Origin of the sequence: Haloarcula pelagica (genome assembly GCF_030127105.1) — an archaeon.
GTDB classification, from domain to species: domain Archaea; phylum Halobacteriota; class Halobacteria; order Halobacteriales; family Haloarculaceae; genus Haloarcula; species Haloarcula pelagica.
In genome coordinates, this window is record NZ_CP126161.1 from 1037250 (window position 1) to 1059200 (window position 21951).

Genomic DNA, 21951 nt, shown 5'->3' on the forward strand with positions numbered 1-21951 from the left:
ATCACTCCCGCCGGGCGAGGACGATCGCGTAGAGGATCAGGCACATCCCGACCAGCTGTGTGAGTCCGTCAAGCAGGGGAAAGATCCCCGAGAGAAGTGCCGGACTGAACAGACGGGCGGCGAGTAGCGTCGTCACGAAGCTCACGACCGTCAGCGTGGCGATGCCGCCGCCGAGAAACAGCATCGACGTGCTCCGGTTTCGCCGGTAGCCGGCGACCGCGAGCGCGACGATCGAGAGCCCGACGAGCGCCGAGAGCCACCAGATCGCCTGGCCGATCCGTGCCCAGGTCCGCAGGTCGAGCCCGGCGATCTCCATCACAGTCCCTCCCAGAGGTCGGTGAAGGCGTCGGCGAACTCCGCCGTCGTCGAGGTCGTCGAGAGGCTGACCCCGAAGCTCCCGTCTTCCAGGGTGACGAGGAGTTCGTCCAGTTGGGCCTCGTAGGTCTTGGTGTGGTCGCCGTCGGGATCGGGGACCGTCTCGGCCGCGACCAGCCCGCAGGTTTCGAGCTGGTCGAGCCGTCGATACACTGTCGAGAGCGACATCTCACACTGGTCGCTGAGTTCGGGTGCTGTCATGGGTTCGTGACTCGTGGCGGCGAGCAGCGAGCGCGCGTACTCGTCGTCGAGGAGGGCGAACACGGCAGCGGGGTCACAGTCACCGGCCACGCCCGACGCTACCGGCCCCCGTCAGTAAAAGGGGGTGGCGCGTTCGCTGGGTCGGCGAACGCGGGTCAGTCCTCGCGGTCACCGCCGTCTGGCCACCAGCGTAGCGTCAGTCCGACGGAGTTGTCCAGGCCGAAGACGGCCGTCGAGCGGTCGACACTCGCCGTCTGTGGCCGTTCGAGCGTGACCGTCCGGCCGTCGAGTTCGATCCGGACGGGCTCGCCCCGTCGGCGGAGCTGTTCCGAGAGGTCGTCTAGCTCGGCCACGAGCGTCTCGCGGTCGACTGCCGCCTCGCGCTGGCCCCTGCGCCGCGGGACCCCGCCGACGACGGGCTCGATGTCCACGTCTTTCGAGCGGTTCGAGAGGACGGCGTTGATGACCACGCCAAGGAGGATCACCAGGCCGACGACGTAGAGCCAGGTGAGCAACACGAGGATGCTGGCGACGAGGTTCCCGCCGGCGCTCCCGGACTTGAACGCCGTGAACACGACCTGTGCGACGGCGATGCCGACCGCCGCGAAGGCGGTCCCCGGGACCACCTCGACGAACGAGCAGTCGGCGTCCGGGAAGATGTAGTACATCGGGTAGAAGACCAGAAAGAGCCCGACGATCGTGACGGCCCCCCGGAGCAGCCCCGCCAGTGGCCCGTCGCCCTCGACCGTGAACAGATCGCCCAGGACGCTGGCGGCGACGATAGCCAGCGCGACGGTCACGAGCAGGAGGAGGCCGTCGGCGAGCTGGTCGACGAAGGTGTTGGCCCGCTCGGTCTCGTAGATGTCCGAGAAGGCGGTGTCGAGCCCGCGGAAGATCCGCAGGGCACCCCAGACGAGGATCGCCACCCCGAGCAGCGACACGGAGGTGTCGGCCTGTGCCAGCCCCTCCTGGATCACGTCGCTGGCCTGGCTCGTCAACACGAGTTGCATGATCCGGACGATCGAATCACGCAGCGCGACCGACTGTGCCTGCTGGAGGATCGCAAGCAACAACAACAATAGCGGCAGGATCGAGAGGAAGGCGTGATACGCGATCGACCCGGCGAGAAACGTGATCTTCTCGGTCCTGACCTCGTGGACGATCGCCAACCCCACCGTTCTGACCCGGTCCCGACTGACCTGCATGGGGAGGAGTTCAGCGGGGACCGACAAATACCCGGTCGCTCAGTCCCCGTCGCTCGTCGTGTCGAGTCCGAGCGCGGCGTTGAGTCCACAGAAACAGGTGGTCGCATTGAACCCGGCGCCGAGCGCGCCCAGGCCGGCCAGCAGGCCGACGGTTCGGCGCCCGCTCGTGAGCGCGCCCAGCGCGACGACGGTCAGGACAACTGCGAGCAGTGCGCGGCCGAGGCGGTCGATGCCGCCGACGTTCCGGTCGAGTGCCATACCCGCGCTACGGTCGCCAGCCCCTAATCAGTTCTCTCCGGCCCGGCGGCGGGCGGCCTCGTTCTCGTTGAACCCCTCGACCAGCGCGTCCAGGGCGGGGTCCGCGACCTCCGAGGCGGGGACCGACAGCGGCGAGACGCTGATCTCGCCGTCGACCAGCGCCCGGCGGTCGCTCCCGACCGGGTAGCGGTCGTCGAGAGCGGCGTCGGTCCCGAAGGGGTTCTCCCAGCCGACGGTGTCGGGCCAGACCACGTCCCGGAGCGCGATGTCGCCGGTGTCGCCGTCGGCGCCGACGGCCGTCGAGGCGTCGCTGTCCCCGCCTTCCTCGGCGGGTTCGTGGTCGACGACCAGGTCGTAGTCGTGGTGGGGATCGGTCAGGCGCATCGCCGGATCGGCTACGTCGACGGGGACGTTGACGTTGAGGATGTCCGCGCTGTCGAAGGCAGTCTCCGAGAGCGCCCGGACGACCACTTCGCGGGTGACGCGGGCCGGCCGGTCGAAGTCGTACGACTCCGCGGGCGAGACGAAGAAGTCCTCGCCGTGGTACGCCGAGACGGCGATCCCCGGCGTGCCGAGGAAGGCCGCCTCGATACAGGCGCCGACGGTGCCAGAGCGCCCGACGAGGTAGTTCCCGGCGTTTGGCCCGTGGTTACAGCCCGAGACGACCAGGTCGAAGTCGGTCTCTACCCCCCGGAGCCCGTAGGCGACACAGTCGGCTGGCGTCCCGGCCAGCGCGTACCCCCAGGGGTGTGACTCCCGGGCGGTCCGGTGGCTGCGGGTCCGCCCGACGCCGCTCTGGTTCTCCATTGGAGCGACGACGGTGACATCCGCGACCGCCGACAGTTCCTCGTAGACGCTCGCCAGCCCCGGCGCGTCGATCCCGTCGTCGTTGGTCAGCAGGACCTGTGGCTCGGCCATCGTCTCCCAGTCGGGGAGCGGGCCGGGTCAACGCTTCGGTCCCGACGCCAGTGACCAGTAGTATGAGGAGGGAGCGGACCCACGATCCAGATATGTACGAGATCGTCATCGGCATCGACGACAACGAGAACCGGGCTCGCATCCAGGCCGAGGAGGTGCTCGATATGCCCTTCGCGGACGAGACGGTCCACGTGACGCTGCAACACACCTTCCAGGACGCCGGGGAGGACCACGACATCGAGGACGTGGCCGCGGTCCAGCAGGCCCGCGAGACGCTGACCGGCGGCGGGCTCGACGTGTCGCTGGCCTCGTCGACGGGCAACCCCGCCGACGGGATCCTCGATACGGCCGACGAGCGGGACGCCGACCTCATCGTCGTCGCCGGCCGCAAACGCACGCCCACCGGGAAGGTGCTGTTCGGCAGCGTCACCCAGCGGGTCGTCCTCGACACCGACCGGCCCGTGCTGGTCTGTAGCGGTCGGGACACCTGACGTGTCGATCCCGCGGTGACCGAGGCATCGCGGGCCTTTTTGCCGATGGGAGAAGTTGCGTCCGACAATGACCGTCCGCGAGGTCGCCGTCGAGGCCTACCGGGAGGCCCTACCCGTGCTCGGGCTCAGTGCCGTCGGCGGCCTCTTCGCCGGCGTCGTCCTCGGCGGGATGGACGCCGAACTGGAGCAGGTCGCCGGTCTCCTCGTGTTGGTCCCCGCACTGCTTGCGACCCGTGGCAACGTCTACGGCTCCCTGGGGGCCCGCCTGGGCTCTGCGCTCCACCAGGGGCTGATCGATCCGCGGTTCTCGACCGGCGACTACCGGGTCAACGCGGCCGTCTCGGCGGCGCTGGCAAACGGCGTCCTCGTCAGCGGGCTGGCCGCGGTGATGACCGTCGCCCTGCTGGCGGTCCTGGGCCGGCCGTCGGCGCCGCTCGCGACACTCGTCGGGATCGCCCTGATCGCCGGCCTCGTCTCCGGCCTGTTGCTCACCGTCGCGGTCGTCTCGGTCGTCTTCGTCGGCTACCGGCGGGGACTGAACCCCGACACGCTCGCGGGGCCGGTCGTGACCACCACCGGCGACGTGGTCGGTATCGCGACGCTCCTGCTTGCGACCCGGCTGGTGCTGGCGCTGGGAGGGGGCTGACGTGGCCGGCTACGAGACACAGTGGTCGGTCCGTGGTATCGTCCGGACGATGCTCCCCGTCCTGATCGTCCTGACGGCCATCGAACTGGGGAGCGGGCTGGTGTTGGACACCTTCGAGACGACGCTGTTGCAGTACCCGTCGCTGCTCGTGTTGGTCCCGGTGACCATCGGGATGGCCGGGAACCTCGGGAGTATCCTCGCCGCCCGGCTCTCGACGGCGGTCCACCTGGGCCTGGTCTCCTTCTCGCCGGCCGACGACCGACTGGGCGGGAACGCCGTCGCCACCGTCGGACTGGCCCTGACCGTCTTCCCGCTCGTGGGTGCCGGCGCATGGCTGGTACAGACGCTGCTTGGCGGGGCGCGCCTCGACCTTCGGACCGTCGTGGCGGTCGCCACCCTCAGCGGTGTCGTCCTCGCCGTGCTGGCGGTCGTCGTCACGACGGCGACGACCTACGCCGCCTATCGGTTCGAACTCGACCCCGACGACGTGGTGATCCCCGTGGTGACGAACCTCTGTGACGTGCTGGGCGTGCTGGTCCTCTTCGGCGTCGTTCGATTACTCGTCTGAGTCACTCGGCCGTCGGGAAGGCGAGTTCGACGGTGGTACCGCCGCCCTCGCTGGGGACCGCGACCCGGCCACCCGAGGCCGCGACGATCCAGTTGACGAGCCACAGCCCCAGTCCGGTGCCGTGTTCGAGCGGGGTCTCGCTCTCGCCCAGTAGCGCTGCCCGCTCGTGGTCCGGGAGTCCCGGCCCGTCGTCGGCGACCACCGCCCGCGTCGTCTCCTCGCCGACGCTGACGTGGATCTGTACCGTGGGATCCGAGACGTGCGTGAGCGCGTTCTCCAGCAGTTCGGCGACGGCCGTCTCGACGATCGGCGTCGCCACGACCGGCGCCGTCTCCGGGAGCACCAGATCGACGCTGTCGGGGTCGGCCGCCGCGTGGTCGCGTCCGGCCCGGACCTGCTCGACCAGATCGACCCGCTGTTTCGTCGGCCGATCCCGGAGCAGCGTCTCGGCGCGGTGTGCCTGTTCGGCGGCGCGCTGGAGGTTCGAGCCGGCCCGCTGGATGCGTTCGGCCCCCTCACGCGAGGCGGGGCTGTCGGCCGTCTCGACGATGTGTTCGGCCTGGGCGAGCACGACCGTGAGCCTGTTGCGGACGTTGTGCCGGAGGACACGCGAGAGCACCGAGAGCCGCTGTTCGCGCAGCGTCTCCATGGCGATGTCCCGGCCGATCCCCGTCAGGCCGATGACCTCGCCGTCGGCGTCGGTGAGTTGGCTCCCAGTGAACTCGTAGGGGATGCGGTCGCCCTGTTTTGTCAGCAGCGCCGAGCGTGGCGTCCGGTCGGCGTCCTCGGAGACGACGGCGTGGATGTTCTCGGCGATGTGCTCCCGATCCTCCGGTGGGATGACGTTCAGCGCCGGCATCCCGTCGAGTTCCTCGTCGGTGTAGCCGGTCACCTCCGCCATCCGGTCGTTCCACTCGGTGAAACAGCCGTCGGTGTCGAGGACGTAGAAGACATCCTGTAGCGTGTCGATGACGGTCCGGACGAACTGGCGTTCCGATTCGAGTTCCCGGCGGCGCTGTACCCGGTCGGTGATGTCGCGGACGATACAGACCAGCGCGTCCTCGTCGAGGCGTGTCAGCGACAGTTCCTGAGGGAACGGCGAGCCGTCGGCCCGCCGACCCTGTGCTTCCCCGCGCCACTCGCCCTCGCGCTCGACCACGGGCATGATCTCGTCGCGGAACCGTTCGGTCTCGTCCTCGTCGTACAGCATCGACCAGTGTTCGCCGACGAGGTCGTCCGCGTCGCAGCCGTAGATGTCGGCGTGGGCCTCGTTGACCGAGACGTACTCCCCGTCCTCGTTCAGCAGTGCGACTCCGTCCATCGACTCCTCCATCGCCGTCGCCAGTCGGTCGAGTCGCTCGACGCGGTCGCGCTGCTCGGAGATGTCCCGGATGACGGCCGTGAACCGGTGGCCGTCGGGAGCATCGCGCTCGCCGAAGGAGACACCCAGCGGGATCTCCGTCCCGTCGCGGTGACAGCCGGGGAGTTCGATCCAGTCCCACGCCAGCGCGCGCTCGCCCGTCGTGAGGTACTCCGAGACGGCCGCGTGATGGGCGTCGTGGAACCGCTCGGGCATGATCGCGGTGAGCGATTCGCCGACGAGTTCCGCGGGCGCGTACCCGAAGAGGTCGTCGACGGCCTCGCTGGCGTACTGGACCGTACTCTCCTCGTCGATCGTCACGACGGCGAAACTCGTGTTCTGTGTCAGTGACTCGAAGCGGGCGGCGTCGGCGCGGGTTTCGCGTGCCACCTGGCCGTCCTCGACGGCCGACCGGATTCGGTGCGGGAGCAGTGCCCGCAGGTCCGCGCCCTCGGCGACCACACAGTCGGTCGCGCCGGCGTCGAGCGCGGCGTCGGAGAGGCCGGCAGCCCCGTTCGTGACCACGAGTCGCGGGACTTCGGGGGCGGTCGAACTCGCCGCCTCGACGAGCGCGAGCGAGCCGTCGTCGACCGCCCGGCAGACGACGACCAGACAATCGACGGCGCCGTCCGCGAGGGCCGCAAGCGCCCGGTCGGCGTCGACGGCCGTCGAACGCTCGATCCGGTCGCTCCCGAAGGGCGGTTCGACAGCCGACGCCACCGACGGTCGGAGATCGACGTAACACACATCGATCACCGCGGACGACCCGTCGTCCATAGCCCACAGAGACGACATCGAGCCCGGAAAACGTTCCGGTCGAACCGACGCTCCTTTGCGCCCGCCGGGCGTACGCTCGCGTGTGCCCGTGCTGGTCGACCTGCTGACCGATGTCGCCGTCCGCGTCCTGCGGATCACGGTCTTCCTCTCGCTCGGGGTGTTCCTGGCGAACCTGGCGGTCGCGTTCGGTCTCGTCGAGAAAATCGCCGTCGTCTCCCAGTATCTCACCGCGCCAGCCAACCTCCCGGACGAGGTCGGGACCGCCATCCTGACGACGACGGCCTCGCCGACCGCTGGCTACGGGATGCTCGCGGACTTCCGCGAATCCGGGACCTTGGACGACCGGGCGACGCTGGTGGCCGTGACCATCAACACGTTCTTCGGGTTCGCCCAGCACATCGTCACCTTCTACGCGCCGATCCTGATCCCGATCCTCGGGCTCCGGGTCGGCCTGCTGTACGTCACGATGCGCGGCTTGGTCGCGTTGGCGATCACGCTCACCGGAATCGCCGCCGGCCGCGTCCTGCTCGCCCGCTCGACAGTCGAGACAGCCGCCAGCGCGACCGCTCCAGACGGCGGTCACGGCGACCGGGACGCGCTCGACGACCGGCCCGAGGGCCACGAGGCGGCCGTCCGGGAAGCGCTCGGCGAGACCCGCGAGAAGGTCCGGGAGATCCTCCCCAGATTGGCGGCCATCTACGTCGTCGTCTCGATGCTCGTCGCCTATGCGGATCCGATCATGGCGGCGCTGGGACAGGGCGGGACGACGGTGACGACCGCCGCCGACGGCCTGGCGAGCCTGCTCGGACTGCCCGGGGCGGCGATTCCCGTGGTAGCGGCGTTCGCCCTCGACACCACCAGCGGCGCGACGGTGCTCTCGCCGCTGGTCCGGGACGGCACTTTCACCGCACGGACCGCCGTGGCGACGATGCTGGTCGGCGGAATCGTCTCCTTCGCCGTCTCGACGTTCAAGCGGTCGATCCCGTTCCAGTACGGCATCTGGGGCCGGGAGTTCGGTTCGAAGGTCATCGTCGTCAACACGGGGCTGAAGATCGTCTGGATCGCGCTGGCGCTTGCGGTGTTGCTCGTCCCCGATTACTCGATCTGGTAGGCCATCATCACCTCGTCGACGAGGTCGCCGTCGATGGTGTAGTGGTCCTTGCGGATGCCCTCGGTGTGCCAGCCGTGGTCGTCCAGAAAGGAGAGCGCCCGCTCGGAGCGCAGCGGGACGCTGTTGTACAGTTTCCGGTAGCCGTTGGCTCGCGCCCAGTCGGTCCCGCGTTCGAGCAGTTGGCTGCCGATCCCCTGGCCGCGGGCGTCACGGGCGACCCCGACGGTCAACTGGGCGGTCCCGCGCATGGTCTCGACCTGCGGGAGGTCCAGGTGACACCAACCGACGATCTCGCCGTCCATCGTCGCCACGAAGAAGACGCGGGACTCGACGGTGTTGTGGCGCGTGATCGCGTCCTCGTACAGCAGTTGCTCGGCGATGCTCTCGGCGATGACGTAGGTCCCGTCGGCCGAGACCTCCCGGATCAGTTCGACCAATCCCTCGAAGTCCTCGGGTCGGGACGGCCGGATGACGTACGTCTCCATCCCGGTGGTGTGTGACTCGACGGCGCCGATATCGAGCGCGAGCGACAGCGTCCCGCCCTGTTCCTGGAGGTACCCCTTCGCCAGGAGATGCTCCAGGGTCTCCTCGAACTCCCCTGGCGGGAGCCGCGTCGCCTCCTGGACCCGCTCCCGTGTCGCCGTCCCGTGGCGCTCGACGTACTGGTACAGCTCGCTGGCCGCGTTCGTCTCGAACGTCGGCCGTTCGATCGTGTCCATGCGCGTGCCATCGACTCGCACCCGCATAATCATTGTCGTTTGTTAACAAGAGGAGTCGCCCGGGCCGGGGAATCAGGCGGACTCGGGGATGGGATCGGAGATGACGACCGCGGTCCCCTCGACGACGCTGTTGCCCTCGCTGTCGTCGACCGCGGTCGTCAGCCGGAAGCGGTCGTCGGTGATCTGTTCGACGACCTCACAGTGGGCGGTGACGCGCTCGCCGATGTCGACGGGGCCGCGGTAACTGACCTCCTGGGAGATGTAGATGGTCAGCCCCGGGAGCCGGGCCAGCGCGGCGCTGATGATGCCCGAGACGAGCGTCCCGTGGACGATCCGCCGGCCGAAGCGGGTCCCCTCGGCGAACGTGTCGTCGAGGTGGAGGCGGTTGGTGTCCCCGCTGGCTTCGGCGAAGGCCTCGACATCGTCCTGATCGAGGGTCTTGCTGAACCGGACGTGATCGCCCACGTCGATGCCGTCGGCGACGCCGTAGCTCTCGAACTCCCAGCCGTCGCGCTCGTAACTGGTGTCGGGCCGTCTGAAGCGGGTCCGCTGGGTCTGGGCCTCCGTGGTCGGCCGTGGGTGCGCGAAGTGTGGCAGGTAGTTCGAGATGTCCGTCGTCGTCACGACGCCGACCAGCGCCCCGTCCCCGACGACGGGGAGTTTCTTGATCCCGTGGGTTCGCAGTCGCTCGACGGCGTCCTCGACGGTGGCGTCGGGGCCGATCGTGACCAGCGCCGTCGACATCACGTCGCCGACGGTCAGCGCCCGGGTGTCGCCCTCCGCGGCGGTGACCGCGACGATGTCGCTCTCGGTGATGATTCCGACGGTCTCGCCGCCGGACTGGACGACGAGCGAGCCGATCCCCTCGTCCCGAAGCCGTGCGGCGGCGTCGACGATCGCTGTCTCGGCGGTGACGGTCCGGGCGGGCGTGTTCATCACGTCCCGGACGGGCAGGTCGACGAGCATGGTACCGGACACCACACAGCCGAGCGGTATAACTCTCGGCCCGGCGACGGCGCCCGGCAGACTTGTGGTCGTGGCCCTCCTCGACCCGGCAATGCGAGTCCCCGCCGTCCTGTGCTGTCTCGTGCTCGTCGTCGCCGGCTGTGGCGGGCTCTCGACACCGGCCGAGCCCACGCTAGCGGACGACACCACGCCGACGGCCGAGCCGGTGGGACCAACGGTGGGTACCGTGACCGATGTCCCGCCGCCCCGACCCGCCGTCGAGGTGTCCGTGACGGCCGTCGTCGACGGCGACACCATCCGTGTCGAGTACGCGAACGGGACCAGAGACACCGTTCGGCTCGTCGGCGTCGACACGCCCGAGGTCCACGCCGAGAACGACCCGCCGGAGTTCGAGGGGGTCCCGGACACGACAGCGGGCGCGACCTGTCTCCGCGAGGCCGGAATCGACGCCTCGAACCTGGCGAAAGACCGGCTGCTGGGCCGGACGGTCGGGCTGGCGTTCGACCCGAACCTCGACCGACGGGGCTACTACGACCGGCTGCTCGCCTACGTCGTCGTCGAGGACCGGCTGTTCAACTACGGACTCGTCCGCTCGGGTCACGCCCGGGTGTACGACAGCGACTTCACCCGGAAGACTGCCTTCGACCGGGCCGAGAGCGAGGCCAGAGAAGCGGGGCGTGGCCTGTGGCAGTGTGCCGACGGTGCGACCGCCGTTGCGGACGGCGGCACCGTCACGGCCGGCGCGTCGGGGCTGGCGATCACCGCAATCGATTACGACGCGCCCGGCAACGACAACGAGAACCTGAACGCCGAGTCGGTGACGCTCACGAACCGCGGCGACGAAGCGCTCTCACTCGCCGGCTGGACGGTCAGCGACGACGCGGACCACCGCTACACGTTCGGCGACCTGACGCTGACACCGGGCGCGTCGGTCACGCTACACACCGGCAGCGGCACCGACACCGACAGCGATGTCTACTGGGGGCGTGAGGGCGCGGTCTGGAACAACGGCGGGGACACGGTAACCGTGCGGGACGCCGGTGGCACGGTGGTCGTCGAACGGTCCTACTGAGCAAGAGCGGGATCAGCCGCGCGTGGTCAGCAGCGGCGACGGCCGTGCGCGCAGCCACCGGGTGACGCCGCCGGCCAGCGCCGACGCCATCACCGCAAACAGCGCCAGCAGGGAGAACGCGGCCCCGGCGGCGCCAACGGTCGTGAGGACCCCGTTACCGAGGAGGTCGCCGGCGAGCGTCAGCGCGAGCGCGAGGAGGTGTGCTTCGAGCAATCGAATCTGTGTCGTCATTTCCTAGGGGAGACAGGGGCCCCAGGCGGGTAAGCAGCGCGCGAGCCGTGCCGACAGGGGACTGAGTGACACGCTCGCGACCCGCAGTATTTGTCCGTCCAGCGCCAACGAGGGGCATGGACTACCGGCAGTTGACTCCCGCGCCGCGAGCCGTCGACTGGGGCCTGCTGGTCTCGGTCGCCACGCTGCTTGCGACTGGCGTGGCGACCATGTTCACCGGGACACCGGCGACCGCCTGGGTCATCGACCTCCACGCCATCGCGGGCGTCGTCCTGATCGCGCTTCTCCCGATGAAGCTCTGGCGGGTGCGCCACCGCGTGACGCCCGACCGCCTGACCGCGCCGCGGGCGCTCTCGGTCGTGCTGGCGGTCGACGCGACGGCGGCGCTCGTGACCGGCGTCTGGTGGATCTTCGGCGGGACGCTTGACCTGGGGCCGTGGGGACTGTTTCACCTCCACGTCGGGCTCGGACTGCTGGTCCCGCCGCTCTTGCTGTGGCACCTCCGCTATCGGTTCCACACGCCGACCCGGCGGACGATCGGCGGCCGGCGAAACGTCCTGGCCTACGCCGGCGTCCTCACCGCGGGGGCGCTGGTCTGGCGCGTCCAGCAACCGGTCAACGAGTTGCTGGACACTGCGGGCGCCGACCGGCGGTTCACCGGCTCGCGCGAGGACGGCAGCCGGCAGGGCAACCGCTTCCCGGTGACCAGTTGGGTGGCCGACGACCCCGACCCGGTCGATCCGGCCGACTGGACGCTCGCGGTCACCGGCCGGGTCGGGAACCCGAGCGAGTACGCCGCCGACGAGATCGGCCCCGCCGACAGCGAGGACGCCCTGCTCGACTGTACGAGCGGGTGGTACTCCGAGCACGAGTGGCGCGGCGTCCGCGTGGGGAATCTGCTCGACGCCGCCGAGACCGACGACGCCGCTGCCTGGGTCCAGTTTCGCTCGGTGACGGGCTACCGCTGGAGTCTGCCGATCGAGGAGGCCAGGGACGCGCTGCTCGCCACGCACGTCGACGACGAACGGCTTTCCCACGGCCACGGCTTCCCGCTGCGGCTGGTCGCGCCCGACCGCCGGGGGTTCCAGTGGGTGAAGTGGGTCACCGAAGTCCGGGTGAGCAAGCGCCGAGAGATCGGCGAGTGGCTGGCGATCTTCGTCAGCGGGTTCTGACTGGACGGCTCGCGGCCGCTACACCATCGCCCGGAGCGTCTGCCAGAAGGAGGGGCCGTCCTCGTCCTCGTAGTGGATCGGGACGAAGCCCGCCGACCGAGCGCCCTCCACGTCGCCCTCGTAGTCGTTGCCGACCATGACGTACTCCTCGGCGTCGATGCGTTCCCGCAGGCGGTCGAACGGCGCCGGGTCGGGCTTGTGGGCGCCCGCCTCGTAGGAGGCGACGATGGCCTCGAAGTACTCGGCCAGGCCGTGGTGGGCGAGTTTCCGGCGTTGCCAGTCGGGTTCGCCGTTGGTGATCACGCCAAGCGGGCCGTCCTCGGCGAGGGCGTCGAGACAGTCGACGGTCCCCTCCCGGACCGTCGAGTGCTCGCATTCGTACTCCAGAAGCGTCCGGACCATCGCGTCGGGGTCGGCGTCCGCGCCGGCGTCCTCGACGACGGCGGCCATCGCTGCCCGCTGTGGGTTCGGCTCCAGGGCGTCGAAGGCAGTCCGAAAGGCCTCACGGCCCGCGTCGTGGCGTGCCGGGTCGCGGTCGATCCCGTGGGCCGCGAACACGTCGGCGACGATCTCGTCGTACGGGCGGTCGAAGTGGATCAGCGTCCCGTCGAGATCGAAACAGACCGCGGTCGTCATTCGGTGTCGACGGGCGTGCCGTCCTCGGTCGGCGGCGCGACGTAGTCGATGTACGACTCGGCGTCGGGGTCGCGGACGATCACCTCGACGTGGATGTCGCCCAGCTCAGAGGGCTCGCCGACGGCGAAGTTGATCCGGCCCTCGAAGGCCGCCTGCTTCTTCAGGTCGAAGGCGAACCGGTCGTCCGAAAGGGAGTCGAAGAACACGGAGCGGGCGGTGTCGAGGATCTCGTACTCGTGGAGCAACTGGGAGAACCCGTCCAGCGTGTGGACCTCGGCGGCCAGTTCGCCGGGCCGCTGCTCGGGGTCGGCCTCGGGGAAGAGGTTCCGGACGGCGTCGGCGACCCGCTCGGTCACCTCGGTGTCGTTGACCGGCGCGACGATGCGAACGTCGACACTGTAGACGGCGCTCATTCCAGCCCCTCCGGCCCCTCACGCAGGAGCGTCCGCACTTTCCGCTGGAAGGCCGCCAGCGTCTCGGTGTTCTCGATCGTGCGGTCCGCCATCTCGATGGCCGCGCCCATCCCGAAGCCCAGTTCCCGCTCATCGCGCTCTTCGAGGGACTCGCCGCCGTCGGCCGCGCCGGCGTCCCGGCCCCGCAGGTCCAGGCGCTCTGCGCGCAACTCGAAGGGGGCGTCGATCTCGACGAGGACGAACGCCTCGCCGAAGGCCTCCCGGAACGCTTCGACCTCGGTGTCGGATCGGATACCGTCGACCAGCACCGTGTCGGCGTCGTCGAGGTTGTCCTCGATGATCGGGAGCGACCGCTCGGCGATGGCTCCCGGCCCGTTCTCCTCGCGCAGCGCCTTCGCGACGGCCCCGTGTTCGGTCGCGGGATCGAGCCCCCGCTCGCGACACTCCGCGCGGATCACGTCGCCCATCGTCACGACGGGAACCCCCTGGTCGGCGGCGACGTTGGCCGCCTCGCTCTTGCCGCTGCCGGGCAGTCCGACGATACCGATAACTGTCATTGCCGAGCGTTGGCCAGCGGCGGGCAAAAGCCCTAGCGTTCTCGCACGACGACGAACTCCGCGAGGTCCTTCAGATACTCCAGGGACTGCGAGTCCGGCGCGTCGACGGTCGAGAGCGCCTCCAGGGCGGCGTCGGACTCCCCGCGAGCGCGCTCGTTTGCCTCCTCGGTCGACAGTTCGGTCACCTCGACCAGGGACGGTCGCTCCATCTCGGCGTCGTGTCCCGTCGGCTTGCCGAGGGTCTCCGCGTCGGCGGTCGCGTCGAGCACGTCGTCGCGCATCTGGAAGGCGACGCCGACCCGCTCGGCGTACTCGCCCATCGCCTCGACCGTGTAGGCGTCGGCGTCGGCGGCGATCGCGCCCAGTTCGGCGGCCGCCCGGAACAGTGCGCCGGTCTTTCGCCGGGCCAGTTCCATGTATTCGGCCTCGTTCGTGGGCTGGGCGACCAGTTCGGTCGCCTCGCCCTCGCCGAGTTCGACCATCGACTCCGCGACGGTCTGCATCGCTCGCTCGTCCGCCGAAAAGAGGGCAAAGGCCTCGCCGAGCAGGCCGTCGGAGGCGATGATCGCCGGGCCGTGGCCGTACTCGGCCCAGGCCGCCGGCGTCCCGCGGCGGAGTTCGGACTCGTCGATGATGTCGTCGATGACCAGCGAGGCGTTGTGGACGAGTTCGATGCCGACGGCGTAGTCGACGGCGTCGGCAGGGTCACCGCCCAGGGCTTCACAGACCAGCACCGTGACCGTCGGTCGGACGCGCTTCCCGCCCGAGAGCGCGACGTGACGGACCTGCGCTGCCAGTTCCGTCGGCTCGATGTCGTCGAGGACGGCCCGTAACCGGTCCTCGACGCGGTCACGTCGCTGCTCTAGATACTCCATCACCTCCCGCTTAGGACCACCCCGAAAAGTACCTGACGACACATCCCGCCGGCGCCGTGGCCCGGACTCGGCGGTGGCAGCACGGGCGGACGCCGTGACAGCGCGTCGAGAACGGGCTACTCGTCGAAGTCGGTGATGTCCTCGTCGGGGAACGAGATGAGGTTCTCCCGCCCGATCCGGAGCTTGTCGATCCGGTCGTCCTCGTCCATCGAGGACAGGAGTTGCGAGACCTTCGCGTTCGACCAGCCGGTCTCTTTGACGATGCGGGCCTGTTTCATCCGCCCGCCGTTCTGTTCGAGCAGGCGCTCGACCCGCTCCTCGTCGCTGAGGAGTTCGGTGTCGATCTCCTCGGTCGGCTCCTCGGTCTCGTCGGCGCTTGCCGCCGCCGCCCCGCTTCCGCCGTCGTCGGGCCCGCTCTCGGTCGGCGCGGCGGGTTCGCCGGCGCTTCCCTGCCGGGTCATGTAGCCGACGACTGCCACGACGCCGACGACGATGACGGCGACGCCGAACCACAGCGGGACACCGCCGGCGAAGGGCTGTTCGGGGGTCGCCGTCGGTGTCGGCGTCGGCGTGGCCTGATCGCCCGTGTAGACGATTCGGAGCGTCCCCGGCTCGAACGTCCGTGGCCCCTCGAAGCGGAGGCGACCGTTCTCGACGCCGATGGGGGCGCTGTCGACGCCGTAGCCCGTCGGCGGCGAGATGATGAACGTATCGTTCTCTCCGAGACTCCGGAACCAGGTCCCGTCGGTCGTGTTGAACGCGTCGTCGATGACGAGCCGGTCGCTCTCAGTGACCGCGAAGTCGGTCCACGTAAACGACAGCGTGAGCGTCCCGCGGTTCCCGTCGACATCGTACGCGCGGTCGATGTCGGTGATGTTCATCTGGCGGCCGGTCGCTTCGATCGCTTCCTGGTTAGCGGCTCGAAACGCCGCCAGCTGGCCGGTTCCGGTCTCGCCAGCGACGTAGTCTTCACCGAGCGATCGGAACGTCTCGACTTCGGTCGAACTCTCCAGGGCGTAGGTCTGTGTGACGGTCCAGCGTGCGTCCCCGTCGGGCCTGAGCTGGAGCTCGATCGTCGCGGCCTCGGAGACCGCTCCGTCGGTCGCCGTCGGCGTCGACTGTTGGGGGGCGGTCGGTGCCGCGCTCGTAGCCATCGCTGTGGCCGCCGGAGCCAGCAACAGTGACGCGAGCAGGAGGGCAAAGAGGGAACCGGATAGCCGCAGGGACATTTTCCAGCCGTGAGTCCACAGCCCGTGGGGAAAACGCTTTCCATCCGGGAATAAAACTTCAACGCCCCGCGTGAAACGTCTCGACGCCTCTCGGAGCAGGATATCCAGTGTGCGAATGTGGGGCATTTTTGTATTCCGGCGGTCTATCCGGGACTGATGCGACGCCTCCCCGCCCTCCTGGGTGTCCTCCTCGTCGTGGTCGCGCTCGCCGCCCCGGCTACCTCGGGGGTGGCAGCCACGCAGACCTCGACACCCACAGACGGAGATCGGTTCCCCCGCGTGACGACAGTCGAGAACCTCACGAACCACCTCACGATCCCCGAAGAGAACGTCCGGCAGGCCGAGTACGGGACGACGGGGATCGATGTCGGTGCGGCCGTCTCGCTCAGCACACAACGGCTCCACCGCGAGCACGACGCGCGATCGTTCGAACGAGCGTTCTTCAGGGCGAACAACGAGTCGGCCAGAACCCGCCTGATCCGGGCGGAACTCGACAGTATCGAACAGCGCCAGGCGGCCCTCGCCGAGCGCCAGCAACGCCAGCTCCAGCAGTACGCGAGCGGCTCGGTGTCCGTCGACTCGCTCGTCCGGACCCGCGCAGTGGTCGACGCCGAGGCGCGCGAACTGGCCCAGACACTCGATACGGTCGATCGAGTCGAGCGCAGCGAGCCCGCCTTCACGATGGCCAGCGGGCAGCGGACCCGCCTGGAGAACATCAGAGGGCAGCTCCGGGTGCTCCGGGGGCCGGTCGGCGACCGCCTCGGCCGGTCGTTCACCGGTGAGATACCTCCGAACGCGGTGTACGTGATGGCCTCCGACCAGGACTACATGCTCGCGACCACCGCCGGTCAGGCGTACATCCGGGAGACCCACCTGGCGAGCGCGCGTGACCCGACGGCGAGCGACCAGTTCGTCACGAGCGACACCGACCCCCTCCGGGCGGCGAACACCCGTGCCGAGGACCTCTACCCGTGGCTCTACTCCCAGCAACTCCCCAGCGTCAACACCTACGGGACCAGCAGTATCTACCGGCTGACCGCCAACCACCCCAGCGGGCAGTTGACGACTTACATCGACGGCGGCACGACGGACGTGTTCCACGAGTCACAGCGGCTCCAGCTCTCGACGATCAGGGCCAGTGAGACCCGCGTGACGATCAACGACTCCGTCCGGGTCGAAGTGACACGGACCTACGAGACCGGACCGGTCCGCGTCTCGGTCCGGAACAACGACACCGGCGCCCCGATGGCCGGAACGGTCGCCGTCAGCGGCCGGGAGGTCGGGACGACCGGCGACGACGGCACGCTCTGGACAGTCGAACCACGCGGGAGCTACTCCGTCGAGGTACGGACACGGAGCGGGACGAACACGACCGTCGCGGTGCTTGGGACGTAGGCGACGCGTAACTTTTTGCGGCGGCGAGACGATAGCCGAGCCACTGGTGGGGTCCGATCGCTCGTGGATCGACAGCGTCCGACGACGAGTGCCGAACCAGCGCCAGCTCTCGGAGAACCACGCCGTCCTCTGGACGGTCGTCATCCTGGCCTCGCTGTTCGACGTGGTGACGACGATGGTCGGCCTGGAACTGGGTCTGACCGAGGGCAACGCCGTCGCTCGCGCCTTTATCGCGACCTACGGGACGCCGGGGATCGGCCTGCTGAAGTTCAGCGCGCTGGTGCTCGTGGTCACGCTCTGGGCGATGTTCGACGACCACCGAGCGACCGTGGTGCTTGCCGTCTTCGCCGTCGTCTCGCTGGCCGTCGTGGCGCTGAACGCCCTGACCCTCGCGAGCGTGTAGCTACTCCGCGGCCGGGTTGGAGATGATGTCGCCGCCACACTCGGGGCAGAACGCCCGGAGCACGTCCGTTCCGTAGTCACACTTCCGGCAGACGAACGGCTGCTGTGCCGTCTGTGCCATACCGGCGCTTCGCCCCCCGTCGTGTTAACTATTGTCACCACTTCCGGACGGTTTTAGCTATTTCGGGCCGACAGCCACAGTATGGGCACTACGCATCGGTGTGTCTGCGGGAAGACCCTCCGATACAGGCAGGACCTCGCAATCGACCGGAGCGGGACCACCCGGACCTGGAAGTGCACCGACTGTGGGACGCCGGTGCCCGGCGGCGTCGCCGAGCGCATCGGCCACCAACATCCGTCGTGAGCGGGAGCGCCTGGGGAGGACCGGGTGCGGTGCTGTGCGGTCGGCCGGGAGGCCGCTCCGTCGGCCGACCCGGGGACGGGCGGGGCCGCTGGAGCGCATACCGCGCCGCAGGAGCGGTTTCCCCGGAAGGGCAGCGAAGCCGCGCCTTCCGGCATGGCGAGCGGCGTCGCCGTCTCGAACCATCTCGTTCGCTCCGCCCACGAAAACCACGTTTTTCGAAGAGTGGTTCGAGCCCGCCGACAGCGCGACTCGAACCCGACGACGAAAAAGGTGGAAGGGGAAGATACTTCCCTGCCCTGCTCACACCAGAAGGTATGAGCACGTACACTGTTCGCGGCAGTTTCCCGGCCCGAGACGGGCCCCAGGAGTTCGAGAAGGAGGTCGAGGCGCCAAACGAGAAAGTTGCCGAGGAGCGCGTCTACAGCAACTTCGGCTCCCAGCACAACCTCAAGCGCACACAGATCACCATCGACGAGGTGGCAGCATGATGGGCGGTGGCGGCGGTGGCGGCGGCGGCCAGATGCAGCAGCTGTCCCAGGAGATCGAGCAGATGGAGCAGGAAGTCCAGGCCATCGACGACGAGATCGAGCGCCTGCGCGACAAGAAAGTCGACATCGACGACGCCATCGAGGCCATCGAGACGCTGGAAACTGGCTCGACGGTCCAGGTCCCGGTCGGCGGCGACGCCTACATCCGCGCGACGGTCGACGACATCGACCAGGTTGTCGTCTCCCTGGGTGGCGGCTACGCCGCCGAGCGCGACCAGAACGGCGCCATCAGCACGCTGGAGACCAAACAGGAGACGCTGGACGACCAGATCGAGGACCTCCAGTCCGACAAGGCCGAAGTCGAGACCGAGAAAGAGGAACTCGAACAGCAGGCCCAGCAGATGCAACAACAGCAGATGCAGCAGATGATGCAGCAGCAACAGCAGCAGGAAGACGCCGACGACGAGTAAGGCCGCCATGTTCGACGGACTGAAAGACAAGCTCAGCAGTTTCACCAGCGATGTCGAGGAGGATGTCGACGAGGAGGCTGTCGACGAAGACGCTGGCGAGGACGAACTGGCCGACGCCGAGCCGACGCCAGAAGCCGACGACAGCGACGCTGGTGAGCCCGCCGACGCGGTGAGCGAGACGGCAGAGACGCCCGCCGCTGGCACTGCGGATGGGACTGCTGCCGACGAGTCCGCGGAGACCACGGACGACGAACCCTCGGACGACGCCGAGGGCGACACGGCGGCTGTCGGGATCGGTGGTGCGGACACCGCGTCGTCGACCGACGAGAGTGATGCGGCCAGCGAGACGGCCGACTCCGACGACAGCGATGCCGTCGGCGAAACGGACGACGCGGACGACGATGGCGGCCGGAGCCTCACCGAGAAGGCCAAGATCATGGCCACCGGCAAGACCGTCATCGAGGAGGACGACCTGCAGGACCACCTCGACGACCTGGAACTGGCGCTTTTGTCCAGCGACGTGGAGATGGGCGTCGCCAACGAGATCCTGCAGGGGGTCAAGGCGAACCTCACAGGCCAGACCCGCCGCCGTCTCTCCAGTACGGGCAACATGGTCCAGGACGCGGTTCGGGAAGCGCTGTACGACGTGATCAGCGTCGGCCAGTTCGACTTCGACGAGCGCGTGGCCGCGGCCGACAAGCCCGTCGTCATCGTCTTCACCGGCGTCAACGGCGTCGGGAAGACGACCACCATCGCCAAACTCGCGCAGTACTTCGAGGACCGCGGGCTCTCGACGGTGCTGGCGAACGGCGACACCTACCGTGCCGGCGCCAACGAACAACTCCAGCAACACGCCCAGAACCTCGACAAGAAAGTCATCGCCCACGAGCAGGGGTCGGACCCGACGGCAGTCATCTACGACGCCGTCGAGTACGCCAACGCCAACGACATCGACGTGGTGCTTGGCGATACGGCCGGTCGCCTGCACACCTCCGACGACCTGATGGCCCAACTGGAGAAGATCGACCGCAACATCGACCCGGACATGACGCTGTTCGTCGACGAAGCGGTCGCCGGCCAGGACGCGGTCAACCGCGCTCGGGAGTTCAACGACGCCGCCGAGGTCGACGGCGCGGTACTGACGAAAGCCGACGCCGATCCACAGGGCGGGGCCGCCATCTCGATCGCCCACGTGACCGGCAAGCCGATCCTCTTCCTGGGGACCGGGCAGGACTACGACGATCTGGAGCAGTTCGATCCCGAGGAGATCGTCGATCAGTTGCTCGGGGAGTAGCCACACCCGTTTTCGGGTAGTCCCCGGGCCGCCCGTCAATACTTACCCACAGAGTCCATACCACAGACAGAGATGCGTAGCGTCGGCGAACTGACGGCCGGCCGGTTCACCGGTCCCGGAATCGCGGTGTTCGTCTCGGGGGTGGCCAGCATGGGCCTGGAGATCCTCGCCGGCCGTATCGTCGCCCCACAGTTCGGTAGCAGTATCTACACCTGGGGGAGCATCATCGGCGTCTTCCTCGCGGCGCTGAGTCTGGGTTATCACTACGGCGGCAAGCGAGCCGCCCGGCGGGCCAGTCGGCCGCGCCTCGCCCGGCTGCTGGTCTGGACGGCCGCCTACGTCGCCGTCGTGATCTTCGCCAGCGACCTGATGCTCTCGCTCGGTGCCGCGTTCCCGCTGCCCAGTCGGTTCGCCTCGCTGCCGGCGATCACCCTGTTGTTCGGGCCGCCGACGTACCTGCTGGGGTTCATCAGCCCGTACGCGGCACAGCTCTCGGCGACCGAGGGGGTCGGCGAGGCCTCCGGCGAGGTGTACGCGATCGGCACCATCGGCAGCATCATCGGCGCGTTCGGCACGACCTTCCTGTTGATCCCGTCGTTCAGTATCGAGGTCATCGGCTTCGTCTTCGGCGCGCTCCTGATCGTGACGGCAGCGGGGCTCGTGCTCACCTCCGCCGGGCGGGACCCGCTGTACTCGACCGTCGCCGTCGGCGTCCTCCTCGTCGCCGCGGTCTCCAGCGGCGCGATCGGCGTCTCGACGGGCGGCCAGGTCGTCTACCAGACCCAGACGCCGTACCAGGAACTGGAGGTGACCGAACTCGGCGGCACGCGAACCCTCTATCTCGACGGTCAGCGCCACAGCGCGATGGACATCGACGACCCCGATAGACACGTCTTCACGTACACGCGGTACTTCCACCTGCCCTACCTCCTGGCCGACGACCCCGACGACATCGACCGGGTGCTGTTCGTCGGCGGCGGCGGGTTCAGCGGCCCCAAGCGGTTCGTCTCCGAGTACGACGCGACCGTCGATGTCGTCGAGATCGACCCAGCGGTCATCCGTGTCGCCAAGGAGTACTTCGCCGTCGAGGAGTCCGAGCGGTTGAACGTCTACAACGACGACGGTCGGCGGTTCCTCCGGGAGACGAACCACACCTACGACCTCATCGTCCTCGACGCCTACAAGAAGGACAAGGTGCCCTTCCAGCTCACGACGGTGGAGTTCATGGCGTTGACCCGGGAGCGACTGTCCGAGGACGGCATCCTCGTGTCGAACCTCATCTCCGCGCCCGCCGGCCCCGCCTCCAAATTCTATCGCTCGGAGTACCGCACCGTGAACGAGGTCTACCCGCAGGTCTACAGTTTCTCGACGGCGTCGGGGTCGACCGTCGTCCAGAACATCGAACTCGTCGCGACCAGGGACACGGCCCGGCTCTCGGAGGCCGAACTCCGACAGCGGAACCGCCAGCGCGACATCGGGATCGACCTCTCGGGGGCGGTCAACAGCTACCAGAACCCGCCCCCGACCGGAGACGTGCCGGTGCTCCGGGACGACCGCGCCCCGATCGACAGCCTGCTCGACCCGATGGTCGGTCAGGAGTACGTGATCGAGCAGGCCCCGCCGAATGGGAGCACAGCGACGCCATCGCTCGACGCGAGTGCTGTGTCGTCGGAACGATTCTCACCATCGGTTCGTCCGGGTACAGGAAACGGAACGGAAAGCGGTGTCGGCGTTTAGCTGTCCCGATCTGCGGTCGGA

At 68.7% G+C, this 21951-nt stretch carries 28 protein-coding genes; 13 read left to right on the forward strand and 15 right to left on the reverse strand.

Going from position 1 to position 21951, the window contains the following annotated elements:
* Position 1: 1 nt before the first annotated feature.
* The 5 genes from P1L40_RS05590 to surE all read right to left on the reverse strand — a co-directional run bounded on the left by P1L40_RS05590 (position 2) and on the right by surE (position 2957).
* Positions 2-316: a hypothetical protein gene (locus P1L40_RS05590; RefSeq protein ID WP_284010340.1), complete on the reverse strand. Its 315-nt coding sequence runs from the start codon at positions 314-316 to the stop codon at positions 2-4.
* On the reverse strand, positions 316-666 hold the full coding sequence (locus tag P1L40_RS05595) for an ArsR/SmtB family transcription factor (protein ID WP_284010341.1): 351 nt from the start codon (positions 664-666) through the stop codon (positions 316-318). The genes P1L40_RS05590 and P1L40_RS05595 overlap by 1 nt, the downstream gene beginning before the upstream one ends.
* Positions 667-731: 65 nt before the next feature.
* Entirely contained in the window at positions 732-1781 is a 1050-nt protein-coding gene (locus P1L40_RS05600; RefSeq protein ID WP_284010342.1) for a YihY/virulence factor BrkB family protein, read from the reverse strand.
* Between the two features lie 39 nt (positions 1782-1820).
* Positions 1821-2039: a YgaP-like transmembrane domain gene (locus P1L40_RS05605; protein WP_284010343.1), complete on the reverse strand. Its 219-nt coding sequence runs from the start codon at positions 2037-2039 to the stop codon at positions 1821-1823.
* Between the two features lie 27 nt (positions 2040-2066).
* A complete protein-coding gene (gene surE / locus P1L40_RS05610; RefSeq protein ID WP_284010344.1) occupies positions 2067-2957 on the reverse strand; it encodes a 5'/3'-nucleotidase SurE in 891 nt (296 codons plus the stop codon).
* A 62-nt stretch (positions 2958-3019) separates the two neighbouring features.
* Between surE and P1L40_RS05615 the strand changes: the two genes are divergently transcribed.
* The 3 genes from P1L40_RS05615 to P1L40_RS05625 all read left to right on the forward strand — a co-directional run bounded on the left by P1L40_RS05615 (position 3020) and on the right by P1L40_RS05625 (position 4662).
* Positions 3020-3448, forward strand: coding sequence for a universal stress protein (locus P1L40_RS05615; protein WP_284010345.1), 429 nt, complete (start codon positions 3020-3022; stop codon positions 3446-3448).
* A 67-nt stretch (positions 3449-3515) separates the two neighbouring features.
* The gene (locus P1L40_RS05620; protein ID WP_284010346.1) at positions 3516-4094 is read left to right on the forward strand and encodes a magnesium transporter; all 579 of its coding nucleotides are present in this window, start codon (positions 3516-3518) and stop codon (positions 4092-4094) included.
* A 49-nt stretch (positions 4095-4143) separates the two neighbouring features.
* Positions 4144-4662 (forward strand): magnesium transporter, encoded by a 519-nt coding sequence (locus P1L40_RS05625; RefSeq protein WP_379775789.1) that lies wholly within the window; start codon positions 4144-4146, stop codon positions 4660-4662.
* 1 nt (position 4663) lies between these two features.
* Here P1L40_RS05625 and P1L40_RS05630 read toward each other — a convergent pair whose 3' ends face one another.
* On the reverse strand, positions 4664-6799 hold the full coding sequence (locus P1L40_RS05630) for a PAS domain S-box protein (protein ID WP_284010348.1): 2136 nt from the start codon (positions 6797-6799) through the stop codon (positions 4664-4666).
* 82 nt (positions 6800-6881) lie between these two features.
* Between P1L40_RS05630 and P1L40_RS05635 the strand changes: the two genes are divergently transcribed.
* Entirely contained in the window at positions 6882-7910 is a 1029-nt protein-coding gene (locus tag P1L40_RS05635) for a nucleoside recognition protein (RefSeq protein WP_379773197.1), read from the forward strand.
* Here P1L40_RS05635 and P1L40_RS05640 read toward each other — a convergent pair.
* Both P1L40_RS05640 and P1L40_RS05645 read right to left on the reverse strand, forming a co-directional pair.
* On the reverse strand, positions 7895-8629 hold the full coding sequence (locus P1L40_RS05640) for a GNAT family N-acetyltransferase (RefSeq protein ID WP_284010349.1): 735 nt from the start codon (positions 8627-8629) through the stop codon (positions 7895-7897). The two genes, P1L40_RS05635 and P1L40_RS05640, sit on opposite strands and share 16 nt — an antisense overlap.
* A gap of 72 nt (positions 8630-8701) precedes the next feature.
* Positions 8702-9595 (reverse strand): CBS domain-containing protein, encoded by an 894-nt coding sequence (locus P1L40_RS05645; protein ID WP_284010350.1) that lies wholly within the window; start codon positions 9593-9595, stop codon positions 8702-8704.
* A 91-nt stretch (positions 9596-9686) separates the two neighbouring features.
* Between P1L40_RS05645 and P1L40_RS05650 the strand changes: the two genes are divergently transcribed.
* Complete coding sequence (locus tag P1L40_RS05650; RefSeq protein ID WP_284010351.1) at positions 9687-10667, forward strand: lamin tail domain-containing protein; 981 nt, start codon at positions 9687-9689, stop codon at positions 10665-10667.
* Positions 10668-10679: 12 nt separating this feature from the next.
* Here the strand turns inward: P1L40_RS05650 and P1L40_RS05655 are convergent, their stop codons facing one another.
* Positions 10680-10898: a hypothetical protein gene (locus tag P1L40_RS05655; RefSeq protein ID WP_284010352.1), complete on the reverse strand. Its 219-nt coding sequence runs from the start codon at positions 10896-10898 to the stop codon at positions 10680-10682.
* A gap of 116 nt (positions 10899-11014) precedes the next feature.
* Between P1L40_RS05655 and P1L40_RS05660 the strand changes: the two genes are divergently transcribed.
* Positions 11015-12070 (forward strand): molybdopterin-dependent oxidoreductase, encoded by a 1056-nt coding sequence (locus P1L40_RS05660; RefSeq protein ID WP_284010353.1) that lies wholly within the window; start codon positions 11015-11017, stop codon positions 12068-12070.
* A gap of 18 nt (positions 12071-12088) precedes the next feature.
* Here P1L40_RS05660 and P1L40_RS05665 read toward each other — a convergent pair whose 3' ends face one another.
* From P1L40_RS05665 to P1L40_RS05685, 5 genes are all read right to left on the reverse strand, one after another.
* Positions 12089-12706, reverse strand: a complete 618-nt coding sequence (locus tag P1L40_RS05665) for an HAD family hydrolase (protein WP_284010354.1) — start codon at positions 12704-12706, stop codon at positions 12089-12091.
* Positions 12703-13119 (reverse strand): RNA-binding domain-containing protein, encoded by a 417-nt coding sequence (locus P1L40_RS05670; RefSeq protein ID WP_284010355.1) that lies wholly within the window; start codon positions 13117-13119, stop codon positions 12703-12705. The genes P1L40_RS05665 and P1L40_RS05670 overlap by 4 nt, the downstream gene beginning before the upstream one ends.
* On the reverse strand, positions 13116-13676 hold the full coding sequence (locus tag P1L40_RS05675) for an AAA family ATPase (RefSeq protein WP_284010356.1): 561 nt from the start codon (positions 13674-13676) through the stop codon (positions 13116-13118). The genes P1L40_RS05670 and P1L40_RS05675 overlap by 4 nt, the downstream gene beginning before the upstream one ends.
* Before the next feature lie 32 nt (positions 13677-13708).
* A complete protein-coding gene (locus tag P1L40_RS05680; RefSeq protein WP_284010357.1) occupies positions 13709-14551 on the reverse strand; it encodes a polyprenyl synthetase family protein in 843 nt (280 codons plus the stop codon).
* A gap of 116 nt (positions 14552-14667) precedes the next feature.
* Positions 14668-15780 carry a helix-turn-helix transcriptional regulator gene (locus P1L40_RS05685; protein WP_284010358.1) on the reverse strand — a complete coding sequence of 371 codons (1113 nt, stop codon included), beginning with the start codon at positions 15778-15780 and terminating at the stop codon, positions 14668-14670.
* Positions 15781-15936: 156 nt separating this feature from the next.
* Here P1L40_RS05685 and P1L40_RS05690 point away from each other — a divergent pair, with 156 nt between their 5' ends.
* Together P1L40_RS05690 and P1L40_RS05695 are read left to right on the forward strand one after the other, a co-directional pair.
* The gene (locus P1L40_RS05690) at positions 15937-17175 is read left to right on the forward strand and encodes a DUF7096 domain-containing protein (protein ID WP_284010359.1); all 1239 of its coding nucleotides are present in this window, start codon (positions 15937-15939) and stop codon (positions 17173-17175) included.
* A gap of 46 nt (positions 17176-17221) precedes the next feature.
* Positions 17222-17578 carry a DUF5658 family protein gene (locus tag P1L40_RS05695; protein WP_284010360.1) on the forward strand — a complete coding sequence of 119 codons (357 nt, stop codon included), beginning with the start codon at positions 17222-17224 and terminating at the stop codon, positions 17576-17578.
* Here the strand turns inward: P1L40_RS05695 and P1L40_RS23710 are convergent, their stop codons facing one another.
* Positions 17579-17698: an FmdB family zinc ribbon protein gene (locus P1L40_RS23710; RefSeq protein ID WP_465260782.1), complete on the reverse strand. Its 120-nt coding sequence runs from the start codon at positions 17696-17698 to the stop codon at positions 17579-17581.
* 81 nt (positions 17699-17779) lie between these two features.
* On the opposite strand from P1L40_RS23710, the gene P1L40_RS05700 reads away from it, so the two are divergent.
* The 5 genes from P1L40_RS05700 to P1L40_RS05720 all read left to right on the forward strand — a co-directional run bounded on the left by P1L40_RS05700 (position 17780) and on the right by P1L40_RS05720 (position 21930).
* On the forward strand, positions 17780-17941 hold the full coding sequence (locus P1L40_RS05700; RefSeq protein WP_284010361.1) for a hypothetical protein: 162 nt from the start codon (positions 17780-17782) through the stop codon (positions 17939-17941).
* A gap of 314 nt (positions 17942-18255) precedes the next feature.
* On the forward strand, positions 18256-18429 hold the full coding sequence (gene rpl18a / locus P1L40_RS05705) for a 50S ribosomal protein L18Ae (protein WP_284010362.1): 174 nt from the start codon (positions 18256-18258) through the stop codon (positions 18427-18429).
* Positions 18426-18899, forward strand: a complete 474-nt coding sequence (gene pfdA / locus P1L40_RS05710; protein WP_284010363.1) for a prefoldin subunit alpha — start codon at positions 18426-18428, stop codon at positions 18897-18899. The genes rpl18a and pfdA overlap by 4 nt, the downstream gene beginning before the upstream one ends.
* Before the next feature lie 7 nt (positions 18900-18906).
* Positions 18907-20193: a signal recognition particle-docking protein FtsY gene (ftsY, locus tag P1L40_RS05715; RefSeq protein WP_284010364.1), complete on the forward strand. Its 1287-nt coding sequence runs from the start codon at positions 18907-18909 to the stop codon at positions 20191-20193.
* A gap of 72 nt (positions 20194-20265) precedes the next feature.
* Entirely contained in the window at positions 20266-21930 is a 1665-nt protein-coding gene (locus tag P1L40_RS05720; RefSeq protein ID WP_284010365.1) for a spermidine synthase, read from the forward strand.
* The last annotated feature ends 21 nt before the right edge of the window (positions 21931-21951 follow it).